Raw genomic sequence first — 26,160 nt, 5'->3', positions numbered from 1 at the left:
GGCCGGTCCCGCGCACCCGCGCACCTGCGCACCTGCGCACCTGCGCACGCGAGGATGCGGAGGCTGTCTACGCGGCCGCTCGGGCGTCGAGCACTCCGCGTACGGCTTCGAGGATCGTGGCTGCCACCGCTTCGGGCTGCGAGACGCTGACGGCGTGCGACGCTCCCGTGAGTTCGGTCGTGCCGCGCGATCCTGCGCGTTCGGCGCCGGCCCGGAGCACGGCCGCCGGGATGTTGCGGTCCTCGCTGCCGAACACGTGCCATGACGGGCGATCCTTCCAACCGGGAATCGCCGCCTGCACGGCGTCCTTGAGTGCCGCCTCGGTCACGGGGCGCTGGGTCGCTCCCATCAGGCCCGCGACCTGCACGGGCACGTCGGCGGCGAACTGGTCGCGGAACACGGGACGGCGGATCACGAACTCGATGCCGCCCGTCGAGATCGGACGTGCGTCGAGGGCGTCGCCCAGCGTGGAGCCGGGCTCGCTCGCCGACAGCGAGAAGGCGCTGTCACCGGGCTCGGGCACGAAGGCGGAGGCGTACACGAGGCCGACGACCTGGTCGTTGCCGGCGGATGCCTCGCTGATCACGAGTCCGCCGTACGAGTGGCCGACGAGCACGACCGGCCCGTCGATCGAGGCGATGACGTCGCGCACGTACGAGGCGTCGCCGGCGAGGCTGCGGAGCGGGTTGGCGACCGCGACCGAGGTGACGCCCTCGGCGTAGAGGGCCGCGATGACGCCGTTCCAGCTCGCGGACTCGGCGAATGCGCCGTGCACGAGCACGACGGTCGGCTTCTGATCTGACATGACTGTTCCCCTTCTCGAATCGTTCCCGCAGTGTGCGGGTCGGTATCAGCTCAGACCGAGCGGAGCATCGGGTTGTGACGACCTCGGCAGATCCGTCACAACTCGGCCATCCGTTCGGTCTTCGCTGATGACAGGCTCGGCCGAGTCGTGAGAGAAGAGCGGGAGCACTGGGTTTCAGGCGGCCTTTCCGGAGGTAGCGCCAAGCAGACCACGGCTGGTCCCACCCGCCGCCGGGATCCTGTCGCAACCAGTGGTTCGGACAGAAGGAGAACGCGATGAGTGCAGGCGACGGCATCAGGTCGATCGAGTATCCCGATGCGGCCGGGTATCCCGACGGCGCGGGCTTCCTCGACGAGGGCACCGTTGCCCTCCTCGACGAGGTCGCGACCAGCATGGTCCGCGAGGTCGACCGACCCTCGGCGGACGCCGAGTCCGAGATCCAGTTGCTCCACCGCTCCGACGAGCGGGTCTACGCCGCCACCATCGACGGCAGGCAGATCGCGAGCTTTCGCTACGACGTCGTGAACGGCCGGGTCATCGTGCTCACGACGACCGTTGCGCCCGAGTTCCGCGGGAGGGGCATCGCCGCCGACCTCGTCGCCGATGCGCTCGACGACATCCGCGAACGTGGGCTGCGCATCACGGTGCGGTGCCCGTTCGTCGCAGCCTTCATCGCCGCGAATCGGCAGTACGCGGATCTGATCGCACCGGAGCGGGCGGGCGCGTAGTCGACACTCCTCCACGTGCTCCGGCGCTCGATGAGCCTCAGGCTGGAGCTGGCGACGGCGAACACGTCGTGATCGCTCTCCTCGTCGGGTTCCGACGATCTGGATGTCGACGCCGACGGCCCCGCACCGGGCCGGCCCCCGGGGTGCAATGGCACCCCGGAGGCTGTCCCGAACGCGATGCGTCCGGAGCTCACGCGCGGCCGAGCGCCTTGCGGAGCACGTGCACCGCCTGCTCGACCGCTGCCGTGACAGCGGGCGAGGGTCGGAGCGGGTTCAGCATCATGAAGTCGTGCACGGTGTCGTTGTAGCGCACGCTCGTGGTCCGCACACCGGCCTCCGAGAGGCGCCGCGCATACGCTTCGCCTTCATCGCGGAGCACATCGTTCTCGTCGGTCAGCAGGAAGGCCTCGGGCAGCCCGGTCAGTTGCTCGATCGTCGCACGAAGCGGCGAGGCCGTGATCTCGCTCCGCTTCGCGACATCCGGCAGGTAGCTGTCCCAGAACCATGCCATCGCCGCCGCGGTCAGGTACGGGCCGTCGGCGAACTCGCGATAGCTGTCGGTGTCCTGCGCGGCATCGGTCACGGGATAGTAGAGCGACTGGTGAACGAACGACACGTCTCCGCGTTCCTTCGCGAGGAGCGCGACCACCGCGGTCATGTTCCCGCCGACGGAGTCGCCGGCAACGGCCAGGCGCGCTGCATCGAGGCCCTTCTCGGCGCCCGAGCGGGTGATCCACTGGGCGGTGGCGTAGGCCTGTTCGATGGCGACGGGATGCTTCGCCTCCGGCGAGCGGTCGTATTCGACGAAGACCACGGCGGCATCGACACCGACCGCGAGCTCGCGCACGAGCCGGTCGTGGGTGGCGGCGTTGCCGATGACCCAGCCGCCGCCGTGGATGTACAGGATCGTCGGCAGCGGGCCGGTCGAGCCGACCGGCTTGACGATCCGCACCTGCACGTCGCCGACCGCGGCGGGAACGGTGATCCACTCCTCGTCGACCTCGGGCTTCGCGATCGGGGCGGCCTGCAGGTCGTCGAGGACCTTCCTGGCGCCGTCTGCGCCGAGCTGGTAGAGGAACGGAGGTGTCGAGGTCGCGTCGGCGATCGCCTGCGCCTCGCTGTCGAGGACGTGCTTGTTCATGATCGTGCCTTCCGGATCGAGTCGGTCTCTGGACGGACGCATCCGACGGATGCGCCCTGCCCGCTACGACCGGGCGACACGCCGTTCTGTGACGTCCGCGCTCGCAGCAGTGATCAGCGCCGCAGCCACCGCCGTCGCCGTCGCCGTCGCCGTCGCAGTGCGTCACACTCGCGCCCCCTGCCCGGTCGAAGCTTCTGACGGGTTCCGTCGGAGCCCGCCGGGCGGCAACGCCGCAGAAGCCCGGTGCAACGAGAAGGAGCACACCATGAGCGCGACACATCGACTCGAGCCGCTGCGCCACGTCGAAACGACCCACCTCGACGTCGCCTACTTCGAAGCAGGTCCGGAGGACGGCCCACCTGTGCTGCTGCTGCACGGATTCCCGTACGACATCCACAGCTACGTCGACGTGGCACCGAGACTGGCCGACTCGGGCTTCCGCGTCATCGTCCCCTCCCTGCGCGGGCACGGCGACACCCGATTCCTCGACACCGCCATCCCCCGCAGCGGGCAGCAGGCCGCGCTCGGACAGGACGTGATCGAACTCATGGACGCCCTCGGAATCCCGCAGGCGATCCTCGCGGGATACGACTGGGGCGGTCGCGCCGCCTGCGTCGTCGCGGCACTCCGGCCCGAGCGCGTCACCGCCCTCGTCTCCGTCAACGGCTATCTCATCCAGGACATCAGCGCTTCGATGCAGCCGATTCGCCCCGACCTCGAAGCGGGATTCTGGTACTTCTTCTACTTCCTCACCGAGCGCGGCCGCGCCGGACTGGCCGAGGACCCCCGCGGCATCGCGGAGGTGATCTGGCGTCGCAACTCCCCCGACTGGGACTTCAGCGACGCCGAACTCGACCGCGCCGCCACGGCGTTCGACAACCCCGACTTCGTCGACGTCGTGATCCACTCCTACCGGCACCGGCTCTTCCACGTGCCCGGCGCTCCGGAGTACTCCCGGCTCGAGGCGCAGTTGGCGCAGCTTCCCACGATCGCCGTGCCGGCGATCACGCTCGACGGACTCGCTGACGGCAACTTCCCTGCGCGGGATGCCGCCACCGCCGGTGCTCGGTTCGTGGGTGTGTACGAGCACCGACAGGTGCCGCACGCCGGCCACAACCTCCCGCAGGAGGCACCGCTCGATTTCGTGGCAGCGATCCACGACGCGGCGGAGCTCGCGGCCCAGCGGCCTGCCGCATAGCTCGCGGCCCTCAGCTCGACCCGTGTGCCTCATCCCCGCTGACGCTGTCGAGGACGGCGCGGCGTCTCCGACCACACCGTGTCGGAGACGCCGGCGAAGAGGAGGAACACCATGACGACCATGCGAACAGGAGTCCGTGAACGGGCGGGAGTACGAGAGTGGTCGGGACTGGCGATCCTCGCGCTCGCAGCGCTGGTGGTCGCCATCGACACCTCGGTCGTGCTGCTCGCGTTGCCGAGCATCGCTGCGGAACTGGACGTCGGCGCAAGCGAGCAACTCTGGATCGTCGACGCGTACGGTTTCGCGCTCGCGGGATTCCTCGTGGCATTCGGGAGCATTGCCGACCGCCTCGGACGCCGCCGAATGGCGGTCATCGGGGCTGCGACGATCGGCCTCGCGTCCGCCGCGGCCGCGTTCGCGCCGACGCCCGAACTGCTCATCGCCGCACGTGGGCTCACCGGCATCGGAGCTGCGGCGCTCACGCCATCGCTGTACGGACTGCTGACCGGGCTGTTCCGGGATGACCGGCAGCGCTCGGCCGCTCTCGGCGTGTTCATGACCTGTCTCATGGGCGGCATGATCATCGGACCCCTCATCGGCGGCATCCTCTTGAGTTCGTTCTGGTGGGGGTCGGTCTTCCTGCTCGCCGTGCCCGTCATGGCGCTCGTGCTCGCGATGTTCCCGTTCCTGCTCCCGGAGGGCCGCGACGAGTCGGGGCAGTCGTCGCGACGTCGCATCGACTGGCTGAGCGTGCCGCTCTCCCTCCTGGCAATCCTTCCCGTCGTGCACGGCCTCAAGGAGTTCGCCCGGGCGGGCGTCGACTGGGAGCCCGCGCTCGCCGTCGTGTTCGGCGTCGTGGTCTCGGTGGTGTTCGTTCGCCGCCAGCGGCAGCTCGACAGCGACGCGCGACGCGCACCGTTGCTCGACCTGACGATGTTCCGGACCCGGGGCTTCAGCCTGGTGCTCTTCAGCCTGTTCGCCATGACGATGCTCACGGGGCCCCTGATGATGCTCAACACGCAGTTCTTCCAACTGGTCGCCGGGGTCGATGTGCTCGCGGCAGGCATCCTCACCGTGCCGCCGGCGATCGTGAGTGTCACCGGATTCATCCTGATGCCGTTGATGGCACGGCGCATTCGCCCGGGACTCGTCATCAGCGGCGGTCTGGCGCTGATCGTCGTCGGGTTGGTCGTCATGGCACAGGTCTCGCCGGCGATCGGCCCCTGGCCGCTCGTCGTCGGATTCAGCATCGTGAGCTTCGGCGCCACGCCGCTGCCGACGCTCGGTACCAACCTGATCATCGGGTCCGTGCCGGTGGAACAGGCATCATCGGCCGCGTCGACCTCGGAGACCAGCGGGCAGCTCGGCTACGCCCTCGGCATCGCCGTGATCGGGAGCATCGTGACCGCGGCATACCGGCTCGCCCTGCCGCCGGTCCCGGGCCTGAGCCCGGCCGACCGTGCCGTCGCCGCCGACAGCATCGCACGAGCGGTCGAGCTCGCGATCTCGTCGGGCGATGATGCACTGCATGCCGCGGCAGCGACCGCCTTCAGCTCCGGCATTCAGACCGCGGCACTGATCGCCGCCGCGATCATGGCGATGCTCGCCGTCGTCACCGCCGCGCGGTTGCGTCACATCGAACCGTTCGGGCGTTAGCGTCGAGAACCTCGACACGACTCCGACCAACACGGGAAGCGGCACCGCGCCGCACCGGAACACCACGAAGGAGAACCAATCGTGAAATACCTGATCCTGATGCACGTGGACCCCGAGGTCATCGCCTCGCTGAGCCTCGAGCAGCAGCAGCACATCGGCGCCGGCCATGAGGCGTTCATGGCGAAGACCACCGAGACGGGCGAGATGCTCAGCACGCATGCGCTCGGCGCCCCGAGCCAGACCAAGGTCGTGCGCGCTCGAAACGGTCGACCGGAGACCGTCGACGGACCGTTCGCGGAGACCAAGGAGTTCATGGGCGGCTATTACCTGCTCGATGTCGAGTCGGAGGAGCGCGCGATCGAACTCGCCAGCGAGCTCCCCGATGCGAGCATCGACGGGCTCGCCCTCGAGATCCGGCCCGTGATGTTCTCGGCCGGAGCAGACGTCTGACGCACGCATCCGACGGGGACCTGCTGCGCGCTCACGCGCCGCAGGTCCTCGCTGCGCTCCTGCGCCGCTACGGCACGGGTCAGCTCGACGTCTGCGAGGACGCCGTGCAGGAGGCCCTGCTCGCGGCGCATCGGCAGTGGCCACGAGACGGCAGGCCCGACGACGCGTTCGCCTGGTTGCTGACGATCGCGCGTCGACGCATGATCGACCGCATCCGGAGCGACCATCATCGGCGCGACCGGGAGCAGGCCTACGTCGAGCTGTGGCAACCGCTCGCCGATGCACCGACCGTTCACGCCGATGAGAGCATCTGGCTCCTCCGGTTGTGCTGCCATCCGGCTCTCAGCCGCACAGCCCAGGTGACATTGACGCTCCGCGCGGTCGCCGGCCTCACCACGGCGCAGATCGCCCATGCGTTCCTCCTCCCCGAATCGACGATCGCCCAGCGCGTCAGCCGAGCCAAGGCGGGCATCCGCTCGGCTGGAGCGAACTTCCCGCCGCCGCTCGGGCCCGGCGACCGCCTCGACCAGGTTCTCGACGTCATCTACGTGATGTTCACCGAGGGGCACACCTCCAGCTCCGGCGCCGATCCCAACGACATCCGGCTGAGTGACGAAGCGATCCGGCTGGGGCGGCTCGTCCACGAGGTCCAGCCCGACCACGTCGAGACGGCCGGCCTGCTGGCGCTGATGATCCTCACCGACGCCCGCCGTGCCGCACGCACTGACGCTCGCGGCGCCCTCATCCCGTTGGATGAACAGGATCGCTCGCTCTGGGACCGTGAGGCGATCTTCGAGGCGACGGACATCCTCGACGAGTCGTTGACGAGGGGCACGCCCGGCCCGTACGCGATCCAGGCCGCCATCGCGGCGCTCCATGACGAGGCTCCGAGCACCGAGACCACCGACTGGCCGCAGATCCTCGCCCTCTACCGCCTGCTCGACTACACGACCCAGAACCCGGTCGCCACCCTCAACGGTGCGGTGGCAGAGGCGATGGTGCACGGTCCCGAGGCGGGGCTCGCCACCATCGATGCGCTCGTCGACCTCGGGCGGATCACGGATCGCCGGCGGATCGCCTCCGTTCGCGCGCACCTGCTCGAGCGCGCGGGCAGGACCGCGGAGGCGATCGAGGAGTACCGTGATGCTGCCCAGCGGACCCTCTCGATCCCCGAGCGCGACTACTTGACCGGCCGCGCCCGGCGACTCGAACCTTGAGCCGGTGGCATCCGGATGCCACCGGCTTCCGAATCCACCGACTGCCGAACAGAGGAGAACCCCTTTGACCGTCGTCGCACACCTCAGCGACATCCACCTCGACGGGTCGCCGGTGCGACGTCGCCGTCTTCACGCCGTGCTCGCCCAGCTGGATGAACTGCCGAGCGTCGATGCACTGGTGCTCAGCGGTGACCTCGCCGATCATGGCGAGCCGGCCGAGTACGCAGACCTCTTCGCCGCGCTCCCCGAGGGCCTGTCGACGCTCGTCGTGCCGGGCAACCACGATCTCTCGGCCCCGCTCCTCGCATCACTCCAGGAGCACGGCCGGCCGGCATCGCTGAACGGAGTGGTCGACCTCCGAGGTCTCCGACTGATCGGACTGGATTCGCACATCGACCACAGCGACGAGGGCGAACTGGGGCCGGCGACGATCGAGTTCGCCCGCGAGCATCTCGCTGATTCGCCGGGCCCGACGATCCTCGCGCTGCACCACCCGCCGGTTCCGGTCGGGCATCACGTCATGGACCGCTTCGGTCTGGGCAACGGCGAGGCCCTCGCGTCGCTGATCCGCAGCAACGAGAAGGTCATCGGGGTCTTCACCGGGCACGTGCACACGGCGTTGGCGACGACCTTCGCCGGTGTGCCGCTCGTCGGGGCGCCGGGAATCGTCTCGACCATGCGACTGGGGAGCAAAACCGACCCGATCGCAGATCCTCTGGCGATGCCGGGTCTCGCCGTGCACGACATCGAGGAATCGACCATGCGAACGGTGTTCCACTACCTCAGCCCCTCCGCCCTGTGAACCTCGCACCCATGGCGACAGCGGCTGTGAGGTCACGCACAACCAGAGGCCTGGGCGAGCACGAGCTCCAGTCCGCGGGCGTCGCCGTCGCGTGCGGCGTTCCGGAACGCGCGGAACAGCCGTTGATGGGCTGACCGGTCGACGACGCGCTCCCGTGCGACCGCGAGGTGTTTGCGGGCACGGCTGACGAGTTGCCGCGCAGCCGTCTCGGTCGTGTCGATGACGGTGGCGATGTGCGTGTACGGGTAATCGAATCCCACGCGCAACACGAAGGCGGCCCGCTCGGCAGGCGTGAGCCGTTCCATCATCAGGTACGTCGCACGTTCGAGTGCTTCCTCGCGCTCGACATCGGCGGCGGGGTCGTCCGACGCAGTCAATGGGCTTTCGAGCAGCGGCTCGATGGATGTCTCGTGGCGGACCCGCGCGCTCTGGAGCACATTGATCGCGGCGCGCGTCGTGGCGGTCGCGAGGTAGGCCATCGGCTCGCGCACGTTCGTCCGGTCGCACAGCTGCCACCGCAGCCATACCTCCTGCACGACGTCTTCGGCCTCGGCGGGGCTCCCGAGGATCCGGTAGGCGATACCGAAGAGTCGGCGTCGGCCCTCGATGAAGACCGTCAGGCCGACGGTCGCGTCCGGCGCCGGCGCGAGTGCAGTGGATCCCATGGATCACACACAACCGGGAGGGCGTGCAGGACGAGTGCACGGTCAGTGCATGCTCAGTGCATGCGGTTGCATGGAACTCAGTCGGCCGGCTGACGCTCCATCTCGACGAGAGCGTCCTCGATCCACGTCCGCAGGATCACTCCTTCGTTCTCCTTCGTCATGAAGTCCTCGTGGTCCCGCACGAGCCGGTCGAACCGATCCCGCGCCGCGTACGCCTGGCTCCTGTGGCCGGCACCCGCGGAGGCGATCGTCGTCGCCATCGCGCGGTACGCCTGGATCATGACGTCGAGTGAGTCACGGGTGGTCTCGACGAGTTCGAGGCACTCGCCGAACTCCCCACGTCTGACGTGCACCATCGCTCGATACATCGCCGCATACGGGGTCAGGTATTCGGACTTTGACGCCACGATGTGCTGATGCGCCTCGGCCGTGACGACGTCGAGTTCGTCGGTGGTGCCGTACATCAGCATGGCATGTGCCTGAGTGACAAGGGCGATCGCGAGGATGTCGGATCGCCTCGATCTCCGGGCCGCCTCGACCGACTGAGCGGTCAACTCCAAGCGCTTCGAACCCGACGCATGGATGTGCCCGAGGTTGCGCAGGGTGTTCGATTCGCCCACGTGGTCGCCCCAGGCGCGATAGGTCTCGAGCACACGCTCGAAATGACGCTCCGATTCCGCCTCGTGGCCGCTCATGCCGAGGTTCACGGCGAGGTCTCGTCGAAGTTCGACCTCGAGACGTTCATCTCCACACCTATTCGCTGCATCGGTCGCCTGGGTGATCTCCTCGATCATGACCGAGGGCGCGTCGACGGCCTGGCGCATCGGACGCCAGTCGAGCGCGATCAGTGCAGCTTCGCGGTCGAGTCCGAGCTGCAGCGCGATGGCGAACGTCTCGAGAACGGCCTTCCGCTCTGCCAGGAACCACCTGACAGCGTCATCGGATGACTCGAAGCTCGCGATTGCCTCCGGCACGGGCGGCGGTGATTCCACCTCGACGACGGCTGGCCGGCCGAACGCCAGGTACGCGCGACGCGTCATGTGAACATAGTGGCCGACGAGTCGTCCTTGCGCGCTCGCCCGCTCTTCGGTGCCGTCCGCCAGTTCGTGGGCGTAAGCGCGGAGCAGGTCGTGGACCGCGAACTCGCCCTTCGCGACGGTCACGAACATGTTCGCGCCGACGAGTTCGCCGAGAATCGCCGACGTACGCGCGAGGTCGAAGTCCGCGATGCTCGCGAGGGCAGCACGGGGATGGGTGACGCCCGGGTGCACGGATGCGAGTCGGAACAACCGGGCGGCATCGGCAGAGAGCGCGCGATACGACCATTCGAACGTCGATCTCAAGTCGATGTCCGCGTCGATCGCGAGCACGTCGAGTGCTGACGCCGTTGCCGAGAGCCCATCGGCGACATCGTGCATCGCCTCGCGAGATCCGGCCGCGGAGGCCGCGGCGAGGGCCAGTGCGAGGGGAAGGCCGGCGCAGGACGCGACGATCGAATCGATGGATGCGGGATCCGACCCCACGCGAGCCTCGCCCAACCTCCTGACGAGGAGGCGCCTCGACTCCTCATCGGTCAGCCGGCGCAGCGGCACGGGGACGGCACCGTCGTGCACGACCAGGCCCGGGAGGTGCGATCGGCTCGTGATGATCACGAGGCACCCCGGAACGCCGGGCAGCAGTGACCGCGCCTGGTCGGCGTCAGCGGCATTGTCGATCACCACGATCATGCGCCGCCCGCCGATCGCCCGGCGGTACGCCTCCCGCAATGGGCCGGCGCCGCCCTGGATCCCGGCGACGGATCCGCCGAGGTCGGCCAGCAACTGGCCCAGTGCCTCCGTATCCGACAGCGCCTCGCCTTCCGGCGCGTATCCGCGCAGGTTGACGAACAGCTGGCCGTCGGGAAATCGGTCGGCGACGGAGTGCGCCCACTGCACCGCGAGCGTCGTCTTGCCGATTCCGGCCATGCCGCTGATCGCGAGGATGGCTGGCTCGCCGCGCAAGGCGTTCGCCGTCGTCTCCTCGAGCAGCGTGCGGATGCCTTCCCGGTCCACGACCGCCGCAGGGGCGAGCGGGAGCTTCTGCGGAGCGTCCGCGCCGGGCGCGGCCCGCTCATCGTCGCTCAGGACGTCGTCGACGGCGGCTTGTAGCTCGGCGCCCGGCGCGATCGAGAGCTCCTCCCACAGGCGCCGCCTGGCGGCGTCGTACACCGCGATCGCATCGGCGCGACGACCGCAGCGCGCCAGCAATGTCACCAGTCTCGCCTGCAGGCGTTCGTCGAGAGGGGCGTCGGCCGCCACGCTCTCGATCGCGACGGCGAGTGACGACGGATCACGCAGCTCGAGCGCGCACTCGGCCGCGTCGAGCGCAAGAGCGATACGGTCGCGCTCGACCGCGGCGAACGACGGTCGCGCCAGGGCTTCCCAGCCGAGTCCGCTGAACGGCGTTCCGGCGGCGAGTTCGAGCGCTTCGACGTACGTGAGCGCTGCGTGCTCGACCGAAGACCGTCGCGCCTCGGACCACAGTTGCGAAACGCGCAGGAGGTCGGACTCGACGACTGTTGGGTCGAGCCGGTATCCCTCCCCCGCACCGAGCACCGCCGTTCCAGTGGCCCGTGCCGGCAGCTCCGGCTCCAACAGGCGACGCAACTCGCCGACATGCCGTTGCACCTGGTTGACCGCCGTCGACGGCGGCTCATCGCCCCAGAGCAAGTCGACGAGCTCTCCGATCGAGACCGTATTGCCGCGGGCGGCGATGAGGCTCGCGAGGATGAGCCGTTCACGAGGCGGTCGACTCATGAGATCGACATCCGGGCGGAGCAGGCGCAAGCCGCCGAAGACCGCCACCGAGACTGCGTTCTCGATGCGGCCCGAAGGAGCTGAGGAGAAGGTCAACGCACCCGCCAATCGGCCCACGGTGCGTGAGCGTGACCAGAATATCCATCGGAACGCCGACGGTGACGTGCCCCGCTGCCTTTGTGTCACAATCCTCCGGCTGCCGCACACGCGTGCCATCGCATCGGCGCGATGATCGCCAGGACGCTAGCGCGCCGGACTGGGCGGCCGGTTGCCGCGTTGCTGGGACTGCGCGGACCGCTCGTCGGGCGCGGGCGTACCTTCGTCGGGTCGCGCCCCGTCATCGACGTCGGCCGCGGGCGCGATGACCTCGAGCAGTTCCGATCGCGCCGCAACGTACTGCAGCGTGCCGAGGTATCCGTTGTGGCGCGCCACGCTCCAGAGGTACGTGCGGGGCATGCGCTCGCTCGCGCCGCGGTCGATCGCGTCACCGGGTCGGTAGCGATTCGCGGGGAAACCCAGGTAGTCGGTTCGGCGCCAGAGGTTGCGCCACTGAGGCGTCGTCGCGTTGGTGCCCCCGAGCACGGATACGAACGTCTCCGATGGCTTGGCCGCGGCCGCGAGCGTTCCGGCATCGGCATCCGCCCGCGCCCAGGGCCGCCACCACCGCTTGGGACGCGACATGCCGTACTCGCGGCGGATTTCCGCAGCCCAGGGATCCCGCGCGACGAGCGAGGGTTCGAAGGTCGGTTCGTTGCCGATCACCCGCGGTCCGAACACCGCGGGGAAGAACCGACCGAAGTAGGCCCGGAGCTGTACACCGTACGTGAGCATGGCGAAGCGGTCGGTCGGCACCTCGGCCCGGACGTGTTTCGGGTCGTCCCCACCGTCGCTGATCGGCGCGCCGCCGGAGAGCACGGCGAAGGCGACGGCGACCGCGATCGGTGCGCCCATGGAGTGCGCTGAGAGGAGGACGGCTCGCTCGCCCTGCGCGCCGCCGGCGAACCAGTCCTCGATTCGCTCCTCCAGTTCCGGCACCGTGCGTTCGGCGTAGCAAGGCGGCGTGAACGGATGTCCCGCGCGGGGGAAGAAGCAGATGATGTCCCAGACCAGACCGAGCGGGCGCTCGGTCGACGTCACGGCGTTCGTGATCACCCACGTGGTGGCGGCGATCGCGAGGAGGCCGAGCGCCCATGCCGACACGTCCGTCAGGGACATCCAGAACGCGCGTTGCTCGGTACCTGCGGCGCCCTTCGCGAGCTCGGCGAAGTACGGGACGGTGAGCGGCACGAGCGCGAACGCGGTCAGGATCGCGAGTGCGGAGAGGATGGGCTCGCCACGATGCGCGAGGCCTGCGAGGCGGCGTGCCGACGCGACGGCCCGCTCCTTGTCGTTCAGCGATCCCTCGGTCGCGGGGTAGGGCGCGTTCGGATCGCCGGCCGCCAGATCCTCGATGCCGCCCCGGTTCTCGTCGGCGGTCCGCCGAGGCTGCGGCGTACCGGTCGGGAACTCCAGCGTCGGCACCAGCAGCCGGGGCACCTTCGAAAAGGCCGTCGAGGCCACGACGATCGCGAGCGTCAGCAGCGCAACGAGGATGAAGAGGAGCGACACTGAGAAGCGCTCGTAGAAGTCCGGTGCCACGAGCGACTGCTTGGTACCGTCGGGCAGGACACGCCAGATGCGATCGTCAGTCTCGGCAGACACCGTCGACGTGGACAGCCATGCGTGCGCTCCGACCACGAGCAGGCTGGTGATCACCATCGAGGAGAAGAGCGAGAGGAGCATGGAGACCGCGGCCCCGTTGCCGTGCCAGCCGAGGAATCGTCGCTCGAGCCTCTCGGCCTTCGAATGGAAGGCGTAGCCGATGAGCAGTGCGAAGACCGCCAGTCCGGCGGCCACGTACGACAGCACTGCGTGAGCGACCTCGTCTTCTGCGGCGATCAGCTCGCCGTAGAGCACCGACCCGAACGCCAGGATGAGCACCAGGCCGCTCCAGACGCGGCGACGGGGGTACGCCCAGGTGAGACTCCAGAGGGCGATGAGCGCGCAGACGGTGGCGATGACGCCCGGGGTGATCGTGAGGCTGGCGTACTCCCGGTCACCGGCTCCGGCGGAGTCCTCCGGCGTGCCGATTGCGAGCCACACCCACAGGGCGTACGAGAGGATCGAGACCACGAGCAGGGTGAGCGCAAGCCCGCGGATGACGAGGATCGGCGGCTTCTCGGGGTCGACGCCGCCGAGTGCGCTCAGCACGAATGCGCCCGCGATGAGCAGGAACGCGACGATGACGGCGGTCGCCTGGATGGGTGCCGTCGCGAGCGCGTATCCCGGCCAGTCGAACGGGTTCGCCGCGTCGGCGAAGGGGGCCAGCTCGACGACGGCATCGAAGGCGAGCAGCAGGAGCACGAGCGCGAGCGCACCCGCGAAATGCGCGCGCTCCGAGGTCGGGCCGATCCGTGCGACGCGCCAGAACCCGCGGGAGCCGAGGAGCGGTTTCGCGGGGGGTTCTGTGTGCACTTCTGAGACGGACGCAGCAGAGGCGGTCTTCGGCGACGATTTCGTCGCAGCGTCGGCCGCGCCGGTCTTCGACGCTGCGGTCCGCGCCGAGCGCACTCCGGGTCCGACGGACTTCGCCATGACCCGGTCCTCGAGGCCGACCTCCTGGCGGTTCGGTTCGAACGTGCCGCGCACGCGCAGGCCGATCAGGTAGATGAGCAGCATGACGATCACGGGCAGGATGCTGAAGAGCGCTGACCGGCCGATCGGCGTCATGTCGACGAATGCGTCGAACCACCCGGGCAGCGCCGCGCAGACGAGCTCGGTGTCCCCGGTGCGGTAGCACTGCACGGCGACGAGATCGACCGAGACCGACATGAACCCGGCCGTGTAGAAGAGCGTCTGCAGCAGACCGAACCAACGAATCCACACCGCGCCGATGCCTGCATTCCAGCGCGGACGTGCTGCGGCTGCGCCGCCAGTGCCGGCCACGACGAGGCGATCCACCTCGCCCGCCATGTCCCCCGGCACCTGCTGGTCGTCGCCGGGTATGTTCCGCCGCGTCCAGTATGCGAGGTTCGTGAGCCCGAACGGTAGCACGAACAGCCAGCTCAGGTGCACGATCGCGCGGCCGATCAGGGCGAGCGCCGAGCCGCCACTGCGGGCCTGGTTCCCCCACGAGTAGGCCTCGATACGGTGCGGGGCATCAGTACCGTCGTCCTGCTTGCCGTCGGCGCGGATCCAGAAGGATCCATTCTGGTCGCCGATGCTCTTCTCGACGTGGTCGGCGGTCGTCGACAGCATGTCCTGCGGCGGTGCGTTGGCAATGCCGTGGATGCGGATCTCGAGAACCTGCGTCGTCGCCATGGTCAGTCCCCTTCACGATGGAGGTGAACGTCGTGAGTCCGGGCAATGCTCATATTCAACCCTCGCTCGGGCGTTCGCATCAGGGCCGGCACCGATGCCGTATTCGTCGCATGACGTGCGCGGTTGCGGATCGCTGTGCGCATCGGGGCGATCGAGAAACGCCCCACGGGGGCTTGCACGCAAAAACCCCCGAAGAACCTGAGTTCTTCGGGGGTGTTGGTGGATCTGAGGGGACTCGAACCCCTGACCCCCTGCATGCCATGCAGGTGCGCTACCAGCTGCGCCACAGACCCGTTCTGCCTCGCTTGAGGCAACGAATTGAGCTTACACCAGCCTCCGCCCGCAGACGAAATCGAGGGACCCTCGACCGGTGAAGCCCGCCCCGATCAGCTGCTCGCGGCGAGCAACGGCGCCACGGGAAGCGCCGGGCAGTCGGCCCAGAGGCGCTCGAGACCGTAGTACAGACGCTCCTCCTGGTGGAAGACGTGCACGACGAGGTCACCGAAGTCGAGCAGGATCCATCGACCGACCTGGTGCCCCTCACGACGCTTCGTCGGCGTGCCGGCGCGGCCGAGCACGTCTTCGATCTCATCGGCGATCGCGATGACGTTGCGCTCCGAGTTGCCGGTGACGATGAGGAACACGTCGGCGAACGGGATCTGGCGTGACACGTCGAGTGCGACGAGGTCGTCGCCGCCCTTCGAATCAGCCGCACGCGCTGCCAGTGCGAGCGTCTCGAGGGCCTGGTCGGATGCAGTCATGCGCTCACTTCCGGTGCGTTGTGGTTGTCTCGGATCAGAACAGCCCCGCGACGGCGCCGATGACGAGGGTGGCGACGACGCCGAGTGCGAGCACTCCGGCGGTCACGGCGAGCACGAGCGGAACGTTCATGCCCTCCTTCTTCGGCGGGGCGATCATGGCGCGGGCTGCGCCCTGGGTGCTGATGGCGCGCGTCGCCGCGACCGGCGCGGCGCCGGTGCCGGCCTCTTCGATCTGGTCGAAGAGGCGGTCGACATCGGACGAGTCGATGCGGCTCGGGTGCACGCCCGTCGCGCCGTAGGAACGCGGAAGGTCGATCGAACCGGTGGCGATGATCTCGCCGCTCGCCGCGAGCGGGGTGCCGCCGAGCGATCCGTGGTCGGGCAGTGTCGGCAGGATCAACGCGTTCGTGGTCGTGGGGACGCCGTGACTGACACCGCCGCGGGACAGCAGTTGGTCGAACGGCTCGGCCGACTCGACCGGGGCGTTCAACTGCGAGGTCCAGTGCCCCACTGCGGGCGACGGCGAAGCGATGGCCTCGTCGTGACGAACCGGATGCGCCGGGCCCCCTGCTGCCGGGAACGACGCGGCGGCCGGAGCCGGCTGCTGCGACTGCGCAGCGGGACCGTCGATCTCGTCGTCTTCGAAGTCGAACTCGTCGAGCTGGTTGCCATCGAGCATGGCCCGAAGCTCGCGACGGGTGAGTGTGCGCTCGGGCGTCGTCGCCTCGTACGCTTCACGCTCCGGAGCGGCCGGCGGCTGCGGGGCGGCCGCACGCGGATACGACCCGGCGTCGCCCTGCGGCTGAACCGGGGCAGGCGCCGCGGGTGCCGGCGCGGGAATCACCGGACGCGGCGCGAAGGGGCTCTGCTGCGGAGTCGCCATGGGCGGGGCCGCCGGGAACGAGACGCCGGGCTCGCCGAATCCACCGGCCGGGCGGGGTGCCGCATATGCGGGACTCGCCGCCGAAACCGGCAACGCGGGCGCGGGAACCGACTGGGCCGGCACAGCGGGCGCCGGCATCGACTGCACCGGGGCGGGCTGCACCGGTGGCTGCGGCGCCACGGGCGGGAAGGCGTCGGGGACGGGAAGCGTCTGCCCAGCGGCATCCGGGGTCGCCGAAGGCTCCTGCTGCTCCAGCAGTCGCTCGCGTTCGCGCATTTCGCGGCGCGTCAGCGGCGGATCCTGCGACGACGTCATTCGACACTCCGGTAGAGATGGTGCTTGGAGATGTACTGGACGACCCCATCGGGCACCAAGTACCACACCGGGAAACCCCGGCGCACCCGGCTCCGGCAATCGGTCGACGAGATCGCAAGTGCCGGAACTTCCAGCAAGCTTACGTCTTGCTCCGGCAATCCCGAAACGGACAGCACATGTCCCGGACGACTCACAGCAACGAAGTGCGCGAGATCCCAGAGTTCCTGCACGTCTTTCCAGGAGAGGATCTGCGCGATGGCGTCGGCGCCGGTAATGAAGTAGAGATCGGCGTCGGGGCGTTCACGGCGTATGTCGCGCAGCGTGTCGATCGTGAACGTCGGCTTCTCGCGATCGATGTCGACGCGGCTCACCGTGAACCGCGGGTTCGACGCCGTGGCGATGACCGTCATCAGGTAGCGGTGCTCGGCCTGCGTGACGTTCGACTTGTAGCTCGGCTGCCCGGTCGGCACGAACACGACCTCATCGAGGTCGAGCGATTGCGCGACCTCACTCGCCGCGACCAGGTGGCCGTGGTGAATGGGGTCGAACGTTCCACCCATCACTCCGATACGAGGCCGGCGCTCCGCGACCGTCATCGCGTGCTCGCCCGCCTCAGTGGCCGCCGTGCTCGTCTCCGGCGTGGCGTGCGGCGTATGCCGCGGCCTTGGCGGCGTGGCGGTTGGCCACGTCACGGTAGGAGGCCACGATGAACCCGAGGGCGGCGAAGATGACGAGTGCGATCAGGCCGTAGACCCAGGACTCCATCGGCAGCTCTCTCGCGTGCACCGTCTCGGTCAACACCGTCGCGGTCTGCACTGCGGTGACAAGGCTCATTCGCCGTTCCTTTCGAATCCTGCGGGTCGTGCTCCAGACAGTCTAGCGAGGTCAGCCGCGCACATGTCCGGCACCACGCACGATCCACTTCGTGCTCGTGAGCTCGGGCAGGCCCATGGGCCCGCGCGCGTGCAGTTTCTGCGTGGAGATGCCCACTTCTGCGCCGAAGCCGAACTCCGCCCCATCGGTGAATCGGGTCGATGCGTTCACCATGACGGCGGCGGCGTCGACCTCGTTGAGGAAGCGCTCGGCGTTGCCGAGATCGTTCGTCACGATCGACTCGGTGTGCTTCGTCGAGTACCGGCGGATGTGCGCCATCGCGTCGTCGATCGAGTCGACGACGCCCACGGAGATGTCGAGCGACATGTGCTCGGTGGCCCAGTCCTCGTCGGTGACGGGCTGCACCTCGGGCCGGATCGCGCGAACGCGCTCGTCGCCGTGCACGGTGACTCCGGATGCCTCGAGCCGCGCGATCACCGGCGGCAGGAGCCGTTCGGCGGCGTCGACGTGCACGAGCAGCGTCTCGAGCGCGTTGCAGACGCTCGGCCGCTGCGTCTTCGCGTTGTGCACGAGGTCGACCGCCCAGTCTTCGCGAGCGCTCTCGTCGAGGAACATGTGCACGACCCCGGCCCCGGTCTCGATGACCGGCACCTTCGCCTCGTCGACGACGGCGCGGATGAGTCCGGCGCTGCCCCGAGGAATCAGCACGTCGACGTAGTCGCGCGCCTGCATGAGGTGACGGGCGCCGGCACGGCCGAAGTCGTCGACGGTCTGCACCGCGTCGGCGGGCAGGCCCGCTGCATCGAGGGCGTCGCGAAGCACGCCGAGCAGAACCCGGTTCGTCTGCTCGGCGGCCGTGCCGCCGCGGAGCACGACGGCATTGCCGCTCTTCAATGCGAGCACGGCGATGTCGATCGTCACGTTCGGTCGGGCCTCGTAGATCGCCCCGATGACGCCGAGCGGTACGCGGATCTGGTCGATGCGCACGCCGTTCGGCAGCGAGCGACCGCTGACCGTGTCACCGACCGGGTCGGTGAGTCCGATGACCTCGCGCACGGCGTCGGACAACGCAGCGACCCGCCGCTCGTCGAGGGTGAGTCGATCGAGCAGGCCGGTGCCGAGTCCGGCGGTGCGACCTGCTTCGAGGTCGAGCGCGTTCGCCTCGATGATCTCGTCGGAACGTTCGGCGAGCAGCACGGCGACCTGCTCGAGCGCCGCGTCCTTCTCAGCGGTCGAGGCGCGGGCGAGGCGCCGTGAGGCGACTTTCGCCGCGGCCAGACGGGTGTCGATCACCGAGACGTCGAGGTCGAGCTGCTCCATGCTCCCAGCCTAGGCGAGCAGGGGGTCGCGCTCCGCTGTGTGACGCGATGGCGCCGGGTCGAACCAGGTGCCGATGTCGTCGCCCGCGAGCGCCTCGGCGACGAGCGGCGTCGCCGTGATCAGCACCGACGTGCCGGCGTCGGCCGCGATGCGGGCTGCCGAGACCTTGGTCTCCGCTCCCCCGGTGCCGACCCCGGCGCGACCGGTTGATCCGATCTCGACACCGGCGAGAGCGTCACCGTAGGGCACGTGCTCGATTCGCCGTGCGCCGTCGAGATGCGGCGGCTTCGTGTACAGCGCGTCGACGTCGGAGAGCAGCACGAGCAGGTCGGCACCGATGAGCTCGGCGACGAGGGCCGCGAGCCTGTCGTTGTCGCCGAACCGGATCTCGTGGGTCGCGACGGTGTCGTTCTCGTTGACGATCGGCAGGATGCGGAGCGAGAGCAACCGGTCCATCGCGCGCTGCGCATTCGATCGGGGGGTCGAGTTCTCGAGGTCGCCCGCGGTGAGCAGCACCTGACCCGCGAGCACCCCGTAACGGTCGAGGCTCGTCTGGTAGCGCCACATGAGCACGTTCTGGCCGACCGCTGCCGCTGCCTGCTGGGTCGCGAGGTCGGTCGGTCGCCCGTCGAGGCTGAGGAACGGGATGGCGGTCGCGATCGCGCCGGAGGAGACGAGCACGATCTCGGCGCCCCGCGCGTGTGCTGCGGCCAGCGCATCGACCAGCGGACCGATCTGCTCCGAGTTCTCACCGCTGATCGACGAGGAGCCGACCTTCACGACGATGCGGGACGCGGTGGGGATCTCCGCGCGCGAGGCCGGGGTCATTCCCGGTCCTCGCCGTTCGCGTCCTTCCCGGCTCCGGCACCCGTCTCGCGGGCCGCGTCGGCGCCGGCTGCGCTCTCCGCGTCGGTCTGCTCGTCGAGCTCGTTCCACATGCCCGCCGTGCGCTCGCGCTCGAGTTCGGCGCGGGCTTCCGCCTTGGCGTCCATGCGCTCGTAGTACTCGCTGCGTCGCTCGGCACGGGTGGCACGACGGTTCTCGTCGAGTCGCGCGTCGGTGCCGCGCGGTGCCGTGATGAGCTCGGCCGTCGAGGTGAGCGTGGGCTCCCAGTCGAAGACGACTCCCGCACCCTTGCCGATCACGACGGTCGAACCGGCATCGGCGCCGGCGCGCACGAGCGCATCTTCGACGCCGAGCTTCGCGAGGCGGTCGGCGAGGAAGCCGATGGCCTCGTCGTTCGTGAAGTCGGTCTGCTGCACCCAGCGCTCGGGCTTCTGGCCGAGCACGCGGTACATGGTGCCGTAGCTGCCGCCTTCTGCACGCACGGTGAAACCGGGGTCGTTGGAGGCCTTCGGGCGCATGACGATGCGCTCGGGTGCCGGCGGGATCGCGGCTTCAGCCTCGGCACGCGCCGTGTCGACGAGCTCGCCGAGCGCGAATCCGAGCTGGCGGAGGCCTTCGTGGCTGACGGTCGAGATCTCGAACACGCGGTAGCCGCGCGCCTCGAGATCGGGGCGAACGAACTCGGCGAGCTCGCGCGCCTCGGGCACGTCGATCTTGTTGAGCGCGATGATCTGCGGGCGCTCGAGGAGCGGAAGCTGCCCCTCGGGCACGGGATACGCGGCGAGCTCCGCGAGGATGACCTCGAGGTCGGAGATCGGGTCGCGGCCGGGCTCGAGCGTGGCGCAGTCGAGCACGTGCAGCAGGGCCGAGCAGCGCTCGACGTGCCGGAGGAACTCGAGCCCGAGGCCCTTGCCCTCGCTGGCGCCCTCGATGAGGCCGGGAACGTCGGCCACCGTGAAGCGGTGGTCGCCCGCCTGGACGACGCCGAGGTTCGGGTGAAGCGTCGTGAACGGGTAGTCGGCGATCTTCGGTCGCGCGGCCGACATGGCGGCGATCAGGCTCGACTTGCCGGCCGACGGGTAGCCGACGAGCGCGACGTCGGCGATGGACTTGAGCTCGAGCGTGATGTCGACCTCGTCGCCGAGGGTGCCGAGCAGCGCGAAGCCCGGGGCCTTGCGCTTCGTGGTCGCGAGGGCGGCGTTGCCGAGACCGCCGAGGCCGCCGGCCGCCGCGACGAAGCGCGAGCCGGGCTCGGTCAGGTCGGCGAGTTCGACGCCGTCGGTGGTCTTCACGACGGTGCCGACGGGCACGGGCAGTTCGAGGGTCTCGCCGACGGCCCCGGCGCGGTGGTCGCCCATGCCGGGCTGACCGTTCGCGGAGGAGCGGTGCGGACGCCCGTGGTAGCCGAGCAGCGTCGTCACCTGGGGGTCGGCGATGAGCACGATGTCGCCGCCGGTGCCGCCGTTGCCGCCGTCGGGGCCGGCGAGGGGCTTGAACTTCTCACGGCGGACGGACACGCAGCCGTTCCCGCCGTGACCGGCACGCAGGAACAGCGTCACCTCGTCGACGAAGCTGACCATGCTGCATCCTCCAAACCGAGTAAAACACGTGAGGGCGGGCCGAAGCCCGCCCTCACGATGAACGTCGATCGACTATTCGCCGACCGCCACGATGTTGACGACCTTGCGGCCGCCCTTGTTGCCGAACTGCACTGCACCGGCCTCGAGCGCGAACAGGGTGTCGTCGCCACCGCGACCGACGCCCGCGCCCGGGTGGAAGTGCGTGCCGCGCTGGCGGACGATGATCTCGCCTGCGCCGACGACCTGGCCGCCGAAGCGCTTCACGCCGAGGCGCTGCGCGTTGGAGTCACGACCGTTGCGAGTGGAGCTTGCTCCCTTTTTGTGTGCCATTTCGCTTCTCCCGGGCCCTTACTTGATTCCAGTGACCTTGACGCGCGTGAGGTCCTGACGGTGCCCCTGGCGCTTCTTGTAGCCGGTCTTGTTCTTGAACTTCTGGATCACGATCTTCGGACCGCGGAGGTCGTTGAGGACCTCGGCCGTGACCGTGACCTTCTCGAGCGCCTTGGCGTCGGAGGTGATCTTGTCGCCGTCGACGAGGAGCACCGCGGCGAGCTGGACGTTGCCGTCCTTGTCTGCCTTGATGCGGTCCATCGTCACGATGGTGCCGACTTCGACCTTCTCCTGCCGACCGCCGGCGCGCACTACTGCGTAAACCACTACTCGTACCTATCTCTGGGGAGCCCTGAGGCCCCGACTGTCTGATGGGGTGTCACTGCGCGGTCGCCCCAGCGGGAAGAAGGGTGGTGACTGGCAGAAAACTGATGTGCAGGCGATTCTGGAGTTCGGAGGACCGAGCCCCGGAGACCTGCGGATGGACGCACCGTGATAAGCGGCGGCACCAACGGTCGAGTTTACCGGATGTCAGGGGGCCGGTCAAACCGCTTCCACCGGCGCGTCGCGGGCTCGACGCGTAGGATCGGCCCATGACCGTGCTCATCGACACGCCGCTCTGGCCGAAGCACGGCACCGTCTGGGCTCACCTCGTCAGCGACGAGTCCATCAGCGAACTCCGCGAGTTCGCTGAGAGAACCGGACTGCCGCCGAGATCGTTCGATCTCGACCACTACGACGTGCCGGTCGAACGGTACGACGACCTCGTGGCCGCGGGGGCCGTGCCGGTCTCGCCGAGGGAGCTCGTCGAGCGACTCCGGAAGAGCGGACTGCGCGTCACGCCGCGTGAACGGCGTGAGCGCGCAGCCCGGTCGTCACTCGGCTGAGTCGGATGCCGCTGCGTCGCCCGAGCCGTCGGCCCGGGTGATCACGGGCTGGCCGCCGGCGGTGGTGCTGAGTGCGGCGGTGGAGACGCGACGGCTGCGCGTGCGCCCCTCGCCGGCCTTCTTCGGAGCGGGAAGCGCATCGAGCACCGAGTCGAGGAGCACCTCGGTCTCGGCGACCCGAGCGGGGCGCTTGCGCGACACCGGGGGCACGGGCAGGTCGAGGATCGGAGCGACCTCGGGCGCCACCGGCGCCGTGGGGGCCTCGACCGACGCAGCAGCAGGCGCGGCCGCGGGCTCGGAGGCGGCTGCCGCCGCTCCCTGATCCTGCGACACCCGGCGGTGACGACCGCGACGACGGCCGCCGCCCGAGGACTCGGCCGGCTTCTCGTCGGCGTCGGCCTTCGGTGCACGGCCCGTGTCGCCGTTCGAGGCGGCGGGCGCCTGCCCCGCGGCATCCGCCACCGGCTCGTCGGCCTTGTGCTCGGTGTGCGGAATCGTCGACGCCGCGATCTGCGCGAGTGCGTTCTTCACGTCGTCGGTGATCGCGTGGGTGCCGGTGTGAGCCTTGGGCTCGGCGGGCGCCTGCGCGGGCTGCTGCTGGTTGCCGCCGCGACCGCGACCGCGTCGCTCGGGCTGCGACTGCTGGGCGCTGCGGTGCTTCACGACGGGCTCGTGGTGCACGATGATTCCGCGGCCGGCGCAGATCTCGCAGGGCTCGCTGAACGACTCGAGGAGGCCCAGGCCGAGCTTCTTGCGGGTCATCTGCACGAGGCCGAGCGAGGTGACCTCGGCGACCTGGTGCTTCGTGCGGTCGCGCGAGAGGCACTCGACGAGACGACGCAGCACGAGGTCGCGATTGGACTCGAGCACCATGTCGATGAAGTCGACGACGATGATGCCGCCGATGTCGCGCAGGCGCAGCTGGCGCACGATCTCTTCGGCCGCTTCGAGGTTGTTCTTCGTGACGGTCTCTTCGAGGTTGCCGCCCGAGCCGACGAACTTGCCCGTGTTGACGTCGACGACGGTCATCGCCTCGGTGCGGTCGATGACGAGCGAGCCGCCCGAGGGCAGCCAGACCTTGCGGTCGAGCGCCTTCTCGATCTGCTCGCTGATGCGGAACTCGTCGAAGGAGTCGCGCTCACCGGCGTACGCCTCGACGCGCTCGAGCAGGTCGGGCGCGACCGCGCGGAGGTACCGCTCGATCGTCTGACGCGCCTCGTCGCCCTCGATGACCATCTTCTGGAAGTCCTCGTTGAAGACGTCGCGGACGATCTTGATGAGCAGGTCGGGCTCGGAGTGCAGCAGCGCGGGCGCCTGCACCTTCTCGAGCTGGGTCGAGATGTCGGCCCACTGCGCGATGAGGCGGTTCACGTCGAGCGTGAGCTGCTCTTCGGTGGCACCTTCGGCCGCGGTGCGCACGATGACGCCCTGGTTGTCGGGCAGCACCTCTTTGAGGATCTTCTTCAGGCGTGCGCGCTCGGTGTCGGGGAGCTTGCGGCTGATGCCGTTCATCGAGCCGTTGGGCACGTACACGAGGTAGCGGCCGGGCAGCGAGACCTGGCTCGTGAGGCGGGCGCCCTTGTGGCCCACCGGGTCCTTGGTGACCTGCACGAGCACCCGGTCGCCCGGCTTCAGCGCGAGCTCGATGCGGCGGGGCTGGTTCTTCTCGCCGTTCTCGGCTGCCGCCTCCCAGTCGACCTCGCCCGAGTACAGCACGGCGTTCCGGCCGCGACCGATGTCGACGAACGCGGCCTCCATGCTCGGCAGCACGTTCTGCACGCGACCGAGGTAGACGTTGCCGATGAGGGATGCGTCCTGGTTGCGCGCGACGTAGTGCTCGACGAGCACGCCGTCTTCGAGCACGCCGATCTGGATGCGGCCGCCCTTCTCGCGCACGACCATCGAACGGTCGACCGATTCGCGGCGGGCGAGGAACTCGGCCTCGGTGATCACCGCACGGCGGCGGCCGGCATCGCGGCCGTCGCGCCGGCGCTGCTTCTTCGCCTCGAGCCTGGTCGAGCCCTTGACCTTCTGCGGCTCGGTGATGAGTTCGACCTCGCGGGGCTTGCGCACCTTGACGACCGTGTTGGCGGGCTCGTCGGTGTTCGTGCGGCCCTCTTCGCCGCTGCGACGGCGCGTACGGCGGCGAACCGTCGACAACTCGTCGTCGTCGCGCTCGCGACCGGCACGGTCGTCACGGGCCTGCTCACGACCGCCGCGGTCGTCACGGCCGCCGCGCTCGTCGCGCTCCGGCCGATCGAAGCCCACGAGCACGGGCGGCGCGTGGAAGATCAGCGACGTCGTGGTGAGGGTCGCGGGGATCGGCGAGACCTCGACGGCCTCGACCACGGCTTCGACGACGACCTCGGCGGTCGCAGCGGACGCCTCGGCACCCGCCGCTTCGGCCGGCTCGACGTCGGGCGTCGCGGGCGTGGTCGCCGGGGCGGTCTCGGCGCTCGTCGCGCCGACCGTCTCGGGAACGACCGGCGCTGCGGCATCCGTCGCCGGGGTCTCGGCCGTCGGCGCGGCCGGCGCCTCGACCTCGGGCGTCACCTGGGTCTCGACGGATTTCGCGCGACCGCGCCGGGCTCCGAAGAGGCCGCCGCGACGCCTGGTCGAGCCGCTGCCGGCCTCGGGTTCGTTCGTGTTCTTCTCGTTGCCTTCCACCATCTCTGGTGCACTCCTACGCCGGTTCCGACAGCCGCGCCGTCGTCCCGTACTCGTCTGGAGCGGCTCCGCGCTTGCGCCGAACCGCTGAATCCTTCATTACTGCGACCGGCAGGTTGCCTGTGTCGCCACGTCTTGCGGTGCCTTCACCGCCCACTGGATGCGCTGCATCCTCAAAGCCCTCATTGGCGTCGTGCCGGGCGCGGCCCGGACGACTCATTCGATTATCGCATGCTCTCGCAGCCGAGGGCGGAATCGGCATGCCATAATCCGAGCATGCCGGACTCCCCCACCCGTTCCCGACCCGTCGGCCTCGCCGTCTTCCTGCTGATCGCCGGGGGCCTCGGCCTCCTCGCAGCGTTCGAGCTCTCCATCGAGAAGGTGCTCTCGCTCTCCGACCCGTCGCACATCCCCTCGTGCAATGTGGGTGTATTGGTCGGCTGCAGCACCAACCTGGCGTCGTGGCAGGGCGCGGTCTTCGGCTTCCCGAACCCGTTCATCGGCCTGATGGCCTGGCCCGTGGTCATCACGATCGCCGTCGCGATCCTCGCCGGGGCGACGTTCTCGCGCTGGTTCTGGGTGGCCTTCAACGTCGGCGTCGCCGGCGCGCTCGTGTTCGTCGGCTGGCTCATCTACCAGAGCATCTACGTGCTCGACGTGCTGTGCCCCTGGTGCATGCTCACGTGGGCGGTCACGATCCCCACGTTCTGGGCGCTGACGCTGTACAACCTCCGCGAAGGGCATATTCCGGCATCGGCACGCGTCCGGCGCATCGCGGGCAGCTGGCTCTCGTGGGTGCCGCTCATCACGGTCATCTGCTACGCCGTGGTCGTACTGCTCGCGCAGGCGCAGATGGACGCGATCCCGCGGGTCATCCTCGACCTGCAGAACGCCTTCAGCTGAGACACGGATGTCGCGGC

Annotated in this window: 23 protein-coding genes and 1 tRNA gene; 8 read left to right on the top strand and 16 right to left on the bottom strand. The window is 69.3% G+C overall.

Annotation, left to right across the window (positions count from 1 at the left end; all coding sequences use genetic code 11):
- Positions 1–67: 67 nt before the first annotated feature.
- Positions 68–805 (bottom strand): alpha/beta fold hydrolase, encoded by a 738-nt coding sequence (locus ACFTQE_RS14915; protein WP_376925810.1) that lies wholly within the window; start codon positions 803–805, stop codon positions 68–70.
- Positions 806–1,080: 275 nt separating this feature from the next.
- Here ACFTQE_RS14915 and ACFTQE_RS14910 point away from each other — a divergent pair, with 275 nt between their 5' ends.
- Positions 1,081–1,533: a GNAT family N-acetyltransferase gene (locus tag ACFTQE_RS14910; protein WP_376925809.1), complete on the top strand. Its 453-nt coding sequence runs from the start codon at positions 1,081–1,083 to the stop codon at positions 1,531–1,533.
- Positions 1,534–1,723: 190 nt separating this feature from the next.
- On the opposite strand, the gene ACFTQE_RS14905 is transcribed toward ACFTQE_RS14910, so the two are convergent.
- On the bottom strand, positions 1,724–2,674 hold the full coding sequence (locus tag ACFTQE_RS14905; RefSeq protein WP_376925808.1) for an alpha/beta hydrolase: 951 nt from the start codon (positions 2,672–2,674) through the stop codon (positions 1,724–1,726).
- Between the two features lie 265 nt (positions 2,675–2,939).
- On the opposite strand from ACFTQE_RS14905, the gene ACFTQE_RS14900 reads away from it, so the two are divergent.
- The 5 genes from ACFTQE_RS14900 to ACFTQE_RS14880 all read left to right on the top strand — a co-directional run bounded on the left by ACFTQE_RS14900 (position 2,940) and on the right by ACFTQE_RS14880 (position 7,997).
- Positions 2,940–3,872: an alpha/beta fold hydrolase gene (locus ACFTQE_RS14900; RefSeq protein WP_376925807.1), complete on the top strand. Its 933-nt coding sequence runs from the start codon at positions 2,940–2,942 to the stop codon at positions 3,870–3,872.
- Positions 3,873–3,983: 111 nt separating this feature from the next.
- The gene (locus ACFTQE_RS14895) at positions 3,984–5,528 is read left to right on the top strand and encodes an MFS transporter (RefSeq protein ID WP_376925806.1); all 1,545 of its coding nucleotides are present in this window, start codon (positions 3,984–3,986) and stop codon (positions 5,526–5,528) included.
- 81 nt (positions 5,529–5,609) lie between these two features.
- Entirely contained in the window at positions 5,610–5,978 is a 369-nt protein-coding gene (locus ACFTQE_RS14890; RefSeq protein WP_376925805.1) for a YciI family protein, read from the top strand.
- The gene (locus tag ACFTQE_RS14885) at positions 5,975–7,195 is read left to right on the top strand and encodes an RNA polymerase sigma factor (RefSeq protein WP_376925811.1); all 1,221 of its coding nucleotides are present in this window, start codon (positions 5,975–5,977) and stop codon (positions 7,193–7,195) included. The genes ACFTQE_RS14890 and ACFTQE_RS14885 overlap by 4 nt, the downstream gene beginning before the upstream one ends.
- A gap of 64 nt (positions 7,196–7,259) precedes the next feature.
- Positions 7,260–7,997 (top strand): metallophosphoesterase, encoded by a 738-nt coding sequence (locus ACFTQE_RS14880; protein WP_376925804.1) that lies wholly within the window; start codon positions 7,260–7,262, stop codon positions 7,995–7,997.
- A 32-nt stretch (positions 7,998–8,029) separates the two neighbouring features.
- On the opposite strand, the gene ACFTQE_RS14875 is transcribed toward ACFTQE_RS14880, so the two are convergent.
- The 13 genes from ACFTQE_RS14875 to rplU all read right to left on the bottom strand — a co-directional run bounded on the left by ACFTQE_RS14875 (position 8,030) and on the right by rplU (position 22,013).
- Positions 8,030–8,662, bottom strand: coding sequence for a sigma-70 family RNA polymerase sigma factor (locus tag ACFTQE_RS14875; RefSeq protein ID WP_376925803.1), 633 nt, complete (start codon positions 8,660–8,662; stop codon positions 8,030–8,032).
- A 77-nt stretch (positions 8,663–8,739) separates the two neighbouring features.
- Entirely contained in the window at positions 8,740–11,553 is a 2,814-nt protein-coding gene (locus ACFTQE_RS14870; RefSeq protein WP_376925802.1) for a BTAD domain-containing putative transcriptional regulator, read from the bottom strand.
- A gap of 147 nt (positions 11,554–11,700) precedes the next feature.
- Positions 11,701–14,817 carry a hypothetical protein gene (locus ACFTQE_RS14865; RefSeq protein WP_376925801.1) on the bottom strand — a complete coding sequence of 1,039 codons (3,117 nt, stop codon included), beginning with the start codon at positions 14,815–14,817 and terminating at the stop codon, positions 11,701–11,703.
- Positions 14,818–15,034: 217 nt separating this feature from the next.
- A tRNA-Ala gene (locus ACFTQE_RS14860) sits at positions 15,035–15,110 on the bottom strand.
- Positions 15,111–15,203: 93 nt separating this feature from the next.
- Entirely contained in the window at positions 15,204–15,578 is a 375-nt protein-coding gene (rsfS, locus tag ACFTQE_RS14855; RefSeq protein WP_056009113.1) for a ribosome silencing factor, read from the bottom strand.
- 34 nt (positions 15,579–15,612) lie between these two features.
- Positions 15,613–16,737 (bottom strand): hypothetical protein, encoded by a 1,125-nt coding sequence (locus tag ACFTQE_RS14850; RefSeq protein WP_376925800.1) that lies wholly within the window; start codon positions 16,735–16,737, stop codon positions 15,613–15,615.
- A 35-nt stretch (positions 16,738–16,772) separates the two neighbouring features.
- Positions 16,773–17,372 (bottom strand): nicotinate-nucleotide adenylyltransferase, encoded by a 600-nt coding sequence (gene nadD, locus ACFTQE_RS14845; protein WP_375833153.1) that lies wholly within the window; start codon positions 17,370–17,372, stop codon positions 16,773–16,775.
- Between the two features lie 16 nt (positions 17,373–17,388).
- A complete protein-coding gene (locus ACFTQE_RS14840) occupies positions 17,389–17,610 on the bottom strand; it encodes a hypothetical protein (RefSeq protein WP_376925799.1) in 222 nt (73 codons plus the stop codon).
- 51 nt (positions 17,611–17,661) lie between these two features.
- On the bottom strand, positions 17,662–18,930 hold the full coding sequence (locus ACFTQE_RS14835; protein WP_376925798.1) for a glutamate-5-semialdehyde dehydrogenase: 1,269 nt from the start codon (positions 18,928–18,930) through the stop codon (positions 17,662–17,664).
- Between the two features lie 9 nt (positions 18,931–18,939).
- The gene (gene proB / locus ACFTQE_RS14830) at positions 18,940–19,758 is read right to left on the bottom strand and encodes a glutamate 5-kinase (protein WP_376925797.1); all 819 of its coding nucleotides are present in this window, start codon (positions 19,756–19,758) and stop codon (positions 18,940–18,942) included.
- Positions 19,755–21,356, bottom strand: a complete 1,602-nt coding sequence (gene obgE, locus ACFTQE_RS14825; RefSeq protein WP_376925796.1) for a GTPase ObgE — start codon at positions 21,354–21,356, stop codon at positions 19,755–19,757. The genes proB and obgE overlap by 4 nt, the downstream gene beginning before the upstream one ends.
- Positions 21,357–21,428: 72 nt before the next feature.
- Entirely contained in the window at positions 21,429–21,686 is a 258-nt protein-coding gene (rpmA, locus tag ACFTQE_RS14820) for a 50S ribosomal protein L27 (RefSeq protein WP_056009138.1), read from the bottom strand.
- 18 nt (positions 21,687–21,704) lie between these two features.
- On the bottom strand, positions 21,705–22,013 hold the full coding sequence (gene rplU / locus ACFTQE_RS14815; RefSeq protein WP_375833167.1) for a 50S ribosomal protein L21: 309 nt from the start codon (positions 22,011–22,013) through the stop codon (positions 21,705–21,707).
- A 266-nt stretch (positions 22,014–22,279) separates the two neighbouring features.
- On the opposite strand from rplU, the gene ACFTQE_RS14810 reads away from it, so the two are divergent.
- Positions 22,280–22,573: a DUF4031 domain-containing protein gene (locus ACFTQE_RS14810; RefSeq protein ID WP_375833170.1), complete on the top strand. Its 294-nt coding sequence runs from the start codon at positions 22,280–22,282 to the stop codon at positions 22,571–22,573.
- Here the strand turns inward: ACFTQE_RS14810 and ACFTQE_RS14805 are convergent.
- Entirely contained in the window at positions 22,562–25,243 is a 2,682-nt protein-coding gene (locus ACFTQE_RS14805; RefSeq protein WP_376925795.1) for an Rne/Rng family ribonuclease, read from the bottom strand. The genes ACFTQE_RS14810 and ACFTQE_RS14805 overlap by 12 nt on opposite strands.
- A 273-nt stretch (positions 25,244–25,516) precedes the next feature.
- Here ACFTQE_RS14805 and ACFTQE_RS14800 point away from each other — a divergent pair, with 273 nt between their 5' ends.
- Positions 25,517–26,143, top strand: a complete 627-nt coding sequence (locus ACFTQE_RS14800; RefSeq protein ID WP_376925794.1) for a vitamin K epoxide reductase family protein — start codon at positions 25,517–25,519, stop codon at positions 26,141–26,143.
- Positions 26,144–26,160: the final 17 nt, after the last annotated feature.

The sequence above is a fragment of the Agromyces sp. NPDC056965 genome (assembly GCF_042673425.1).
GTDB lineage: Bacteria > Actinomycetota > Actinomycetes > Actinomycetales > Microbacteriaceae > Agromyces.
Note: the sequence above shows the minus strand (reverse complement) of the source record. Positions and strands in the feature narration are given on the sequence as shown.

Coding starts and splice junctions, on each gene's coding strand:
- ACFTQE_RS14810 (WP_375833170.1), top strand. CDS start 22,280: ATGACCGTGCTCATCGACACGCCGCTCTGGCCGAAGCACGGCACCGTC.
- ACFTQE_RS14800 (WP_376925794.1), top strand. CDS start 25,517: ATGCCGGACTCCCCCACCCGTTCCCGACCCGTCGGCCTCGCCGTCTTC.
- ACFTQE_RS14875 (WP_376925803.1), bottom strand. CDS start 8,662: ATGGGATCCACTGCACTCGCGCCGGCGCCGGACGCGACCGTCGGCCTG.
- rpmA (WP_056009138.1), bottom strand. CDS start 21,686: ATGGCACACAAAAAGGGAGCAAGCTCCACTCGCAACGGTCGTGACTCC.
- nadD (WP_375833153.1), bottom strand. CDS start 17,372: ATGACGGTCGCGGAGCGCCGGCCTCGTATCGGAGTGATGGGTGGAACG.
- ACFTQE_RS14865 (WP_376925801.1), bottom strand. CDS start 14,817: ATGGCGACGACGCAGGTTCTCGAGATCCGCATCCACGGCATTGCCAAC.
- obgE (WP_376925796.1), bottom strand. CDS start 21,356: ATGGTCAGCTTCGTCGACGAGGTGACGCTGTTCCTGCGTGCCGGTCAC.
- ACFTQE_RS14895 (WP_376925806.1), top strand. CDS start 3,984: ATGACGACCATGCGAACAGGAGTCCGTGAACGGGCGGGAGTACGAGAG.
- ACFTQE_RS14915 (WP_376925810.1), bottom strand. CDS start 805: ATGTCAGATCAGAAGCCGACCGTCGTGCTCGTGCACGGCGCATTCGCC.
- ACFTQE_RS14840 (WP_376925799.1), bottom strand. CDS start 17,610: ATGAGCCTTGTCACCGCAGTGCAGACCGCGACGGTGTTGACCGAGACG.
- ACFTQE_RS14805 (WP_376925795.1), bottom strand. CDS start 25,243: ATGGTGGAAGGCAACGAGAAGAACACGAACGAACCCGAGGCCGGCAGC.
- ACFTQE_RS14850 (WP_376925800.1), bottom strand. CDS start 16,737: ATGCGCGAACGCGAGCGACTGCTGGAGCAGCAGGAGCCTTCGGCGACC.
- ACFTQE_RS14835 (WP_376925798.1), bottom strand. CDS start 18,930: ATGGAGCAGCTCGACCTCGACGTCTCGGTGATCGACACCCGTCTGGCC.
- ACFTQE_RS14910 (WP_376925809.1), top strand. CDS start 1,081: ATGAGTGCAGGCGACGGCATCAGGTCGATCGAGTATCCCGATGCGGCC.
- ACFTQE_RS14900 (WP_376925807.1), top strand. CDS start 2,940: ATGAGCGCGACACATCGACTCGAGCCGCTGCGCCACGTCGAAACGACC.
- rsfS (WP_056009113.1), bottom strand. CDS start 15,578: ATGACTGCATCCGACCAGGCCCTCGAGACGCTCGCACTGGCAGCGCGT.
- proB (WP_376925797.1), bottom strand. CDS start 19,758: ATGACCCCGGCCTCGCGCGCGGAGATCCCCACCGCGTCCCGCATCGTC.
- ACFTQE_RS14905 (WP_376925808.1), bottom strand. CDS start 2,674: ATGAACAAGCACGTCCTCGACAGCGAGGCGCAGGCGATCGCCGACGCG.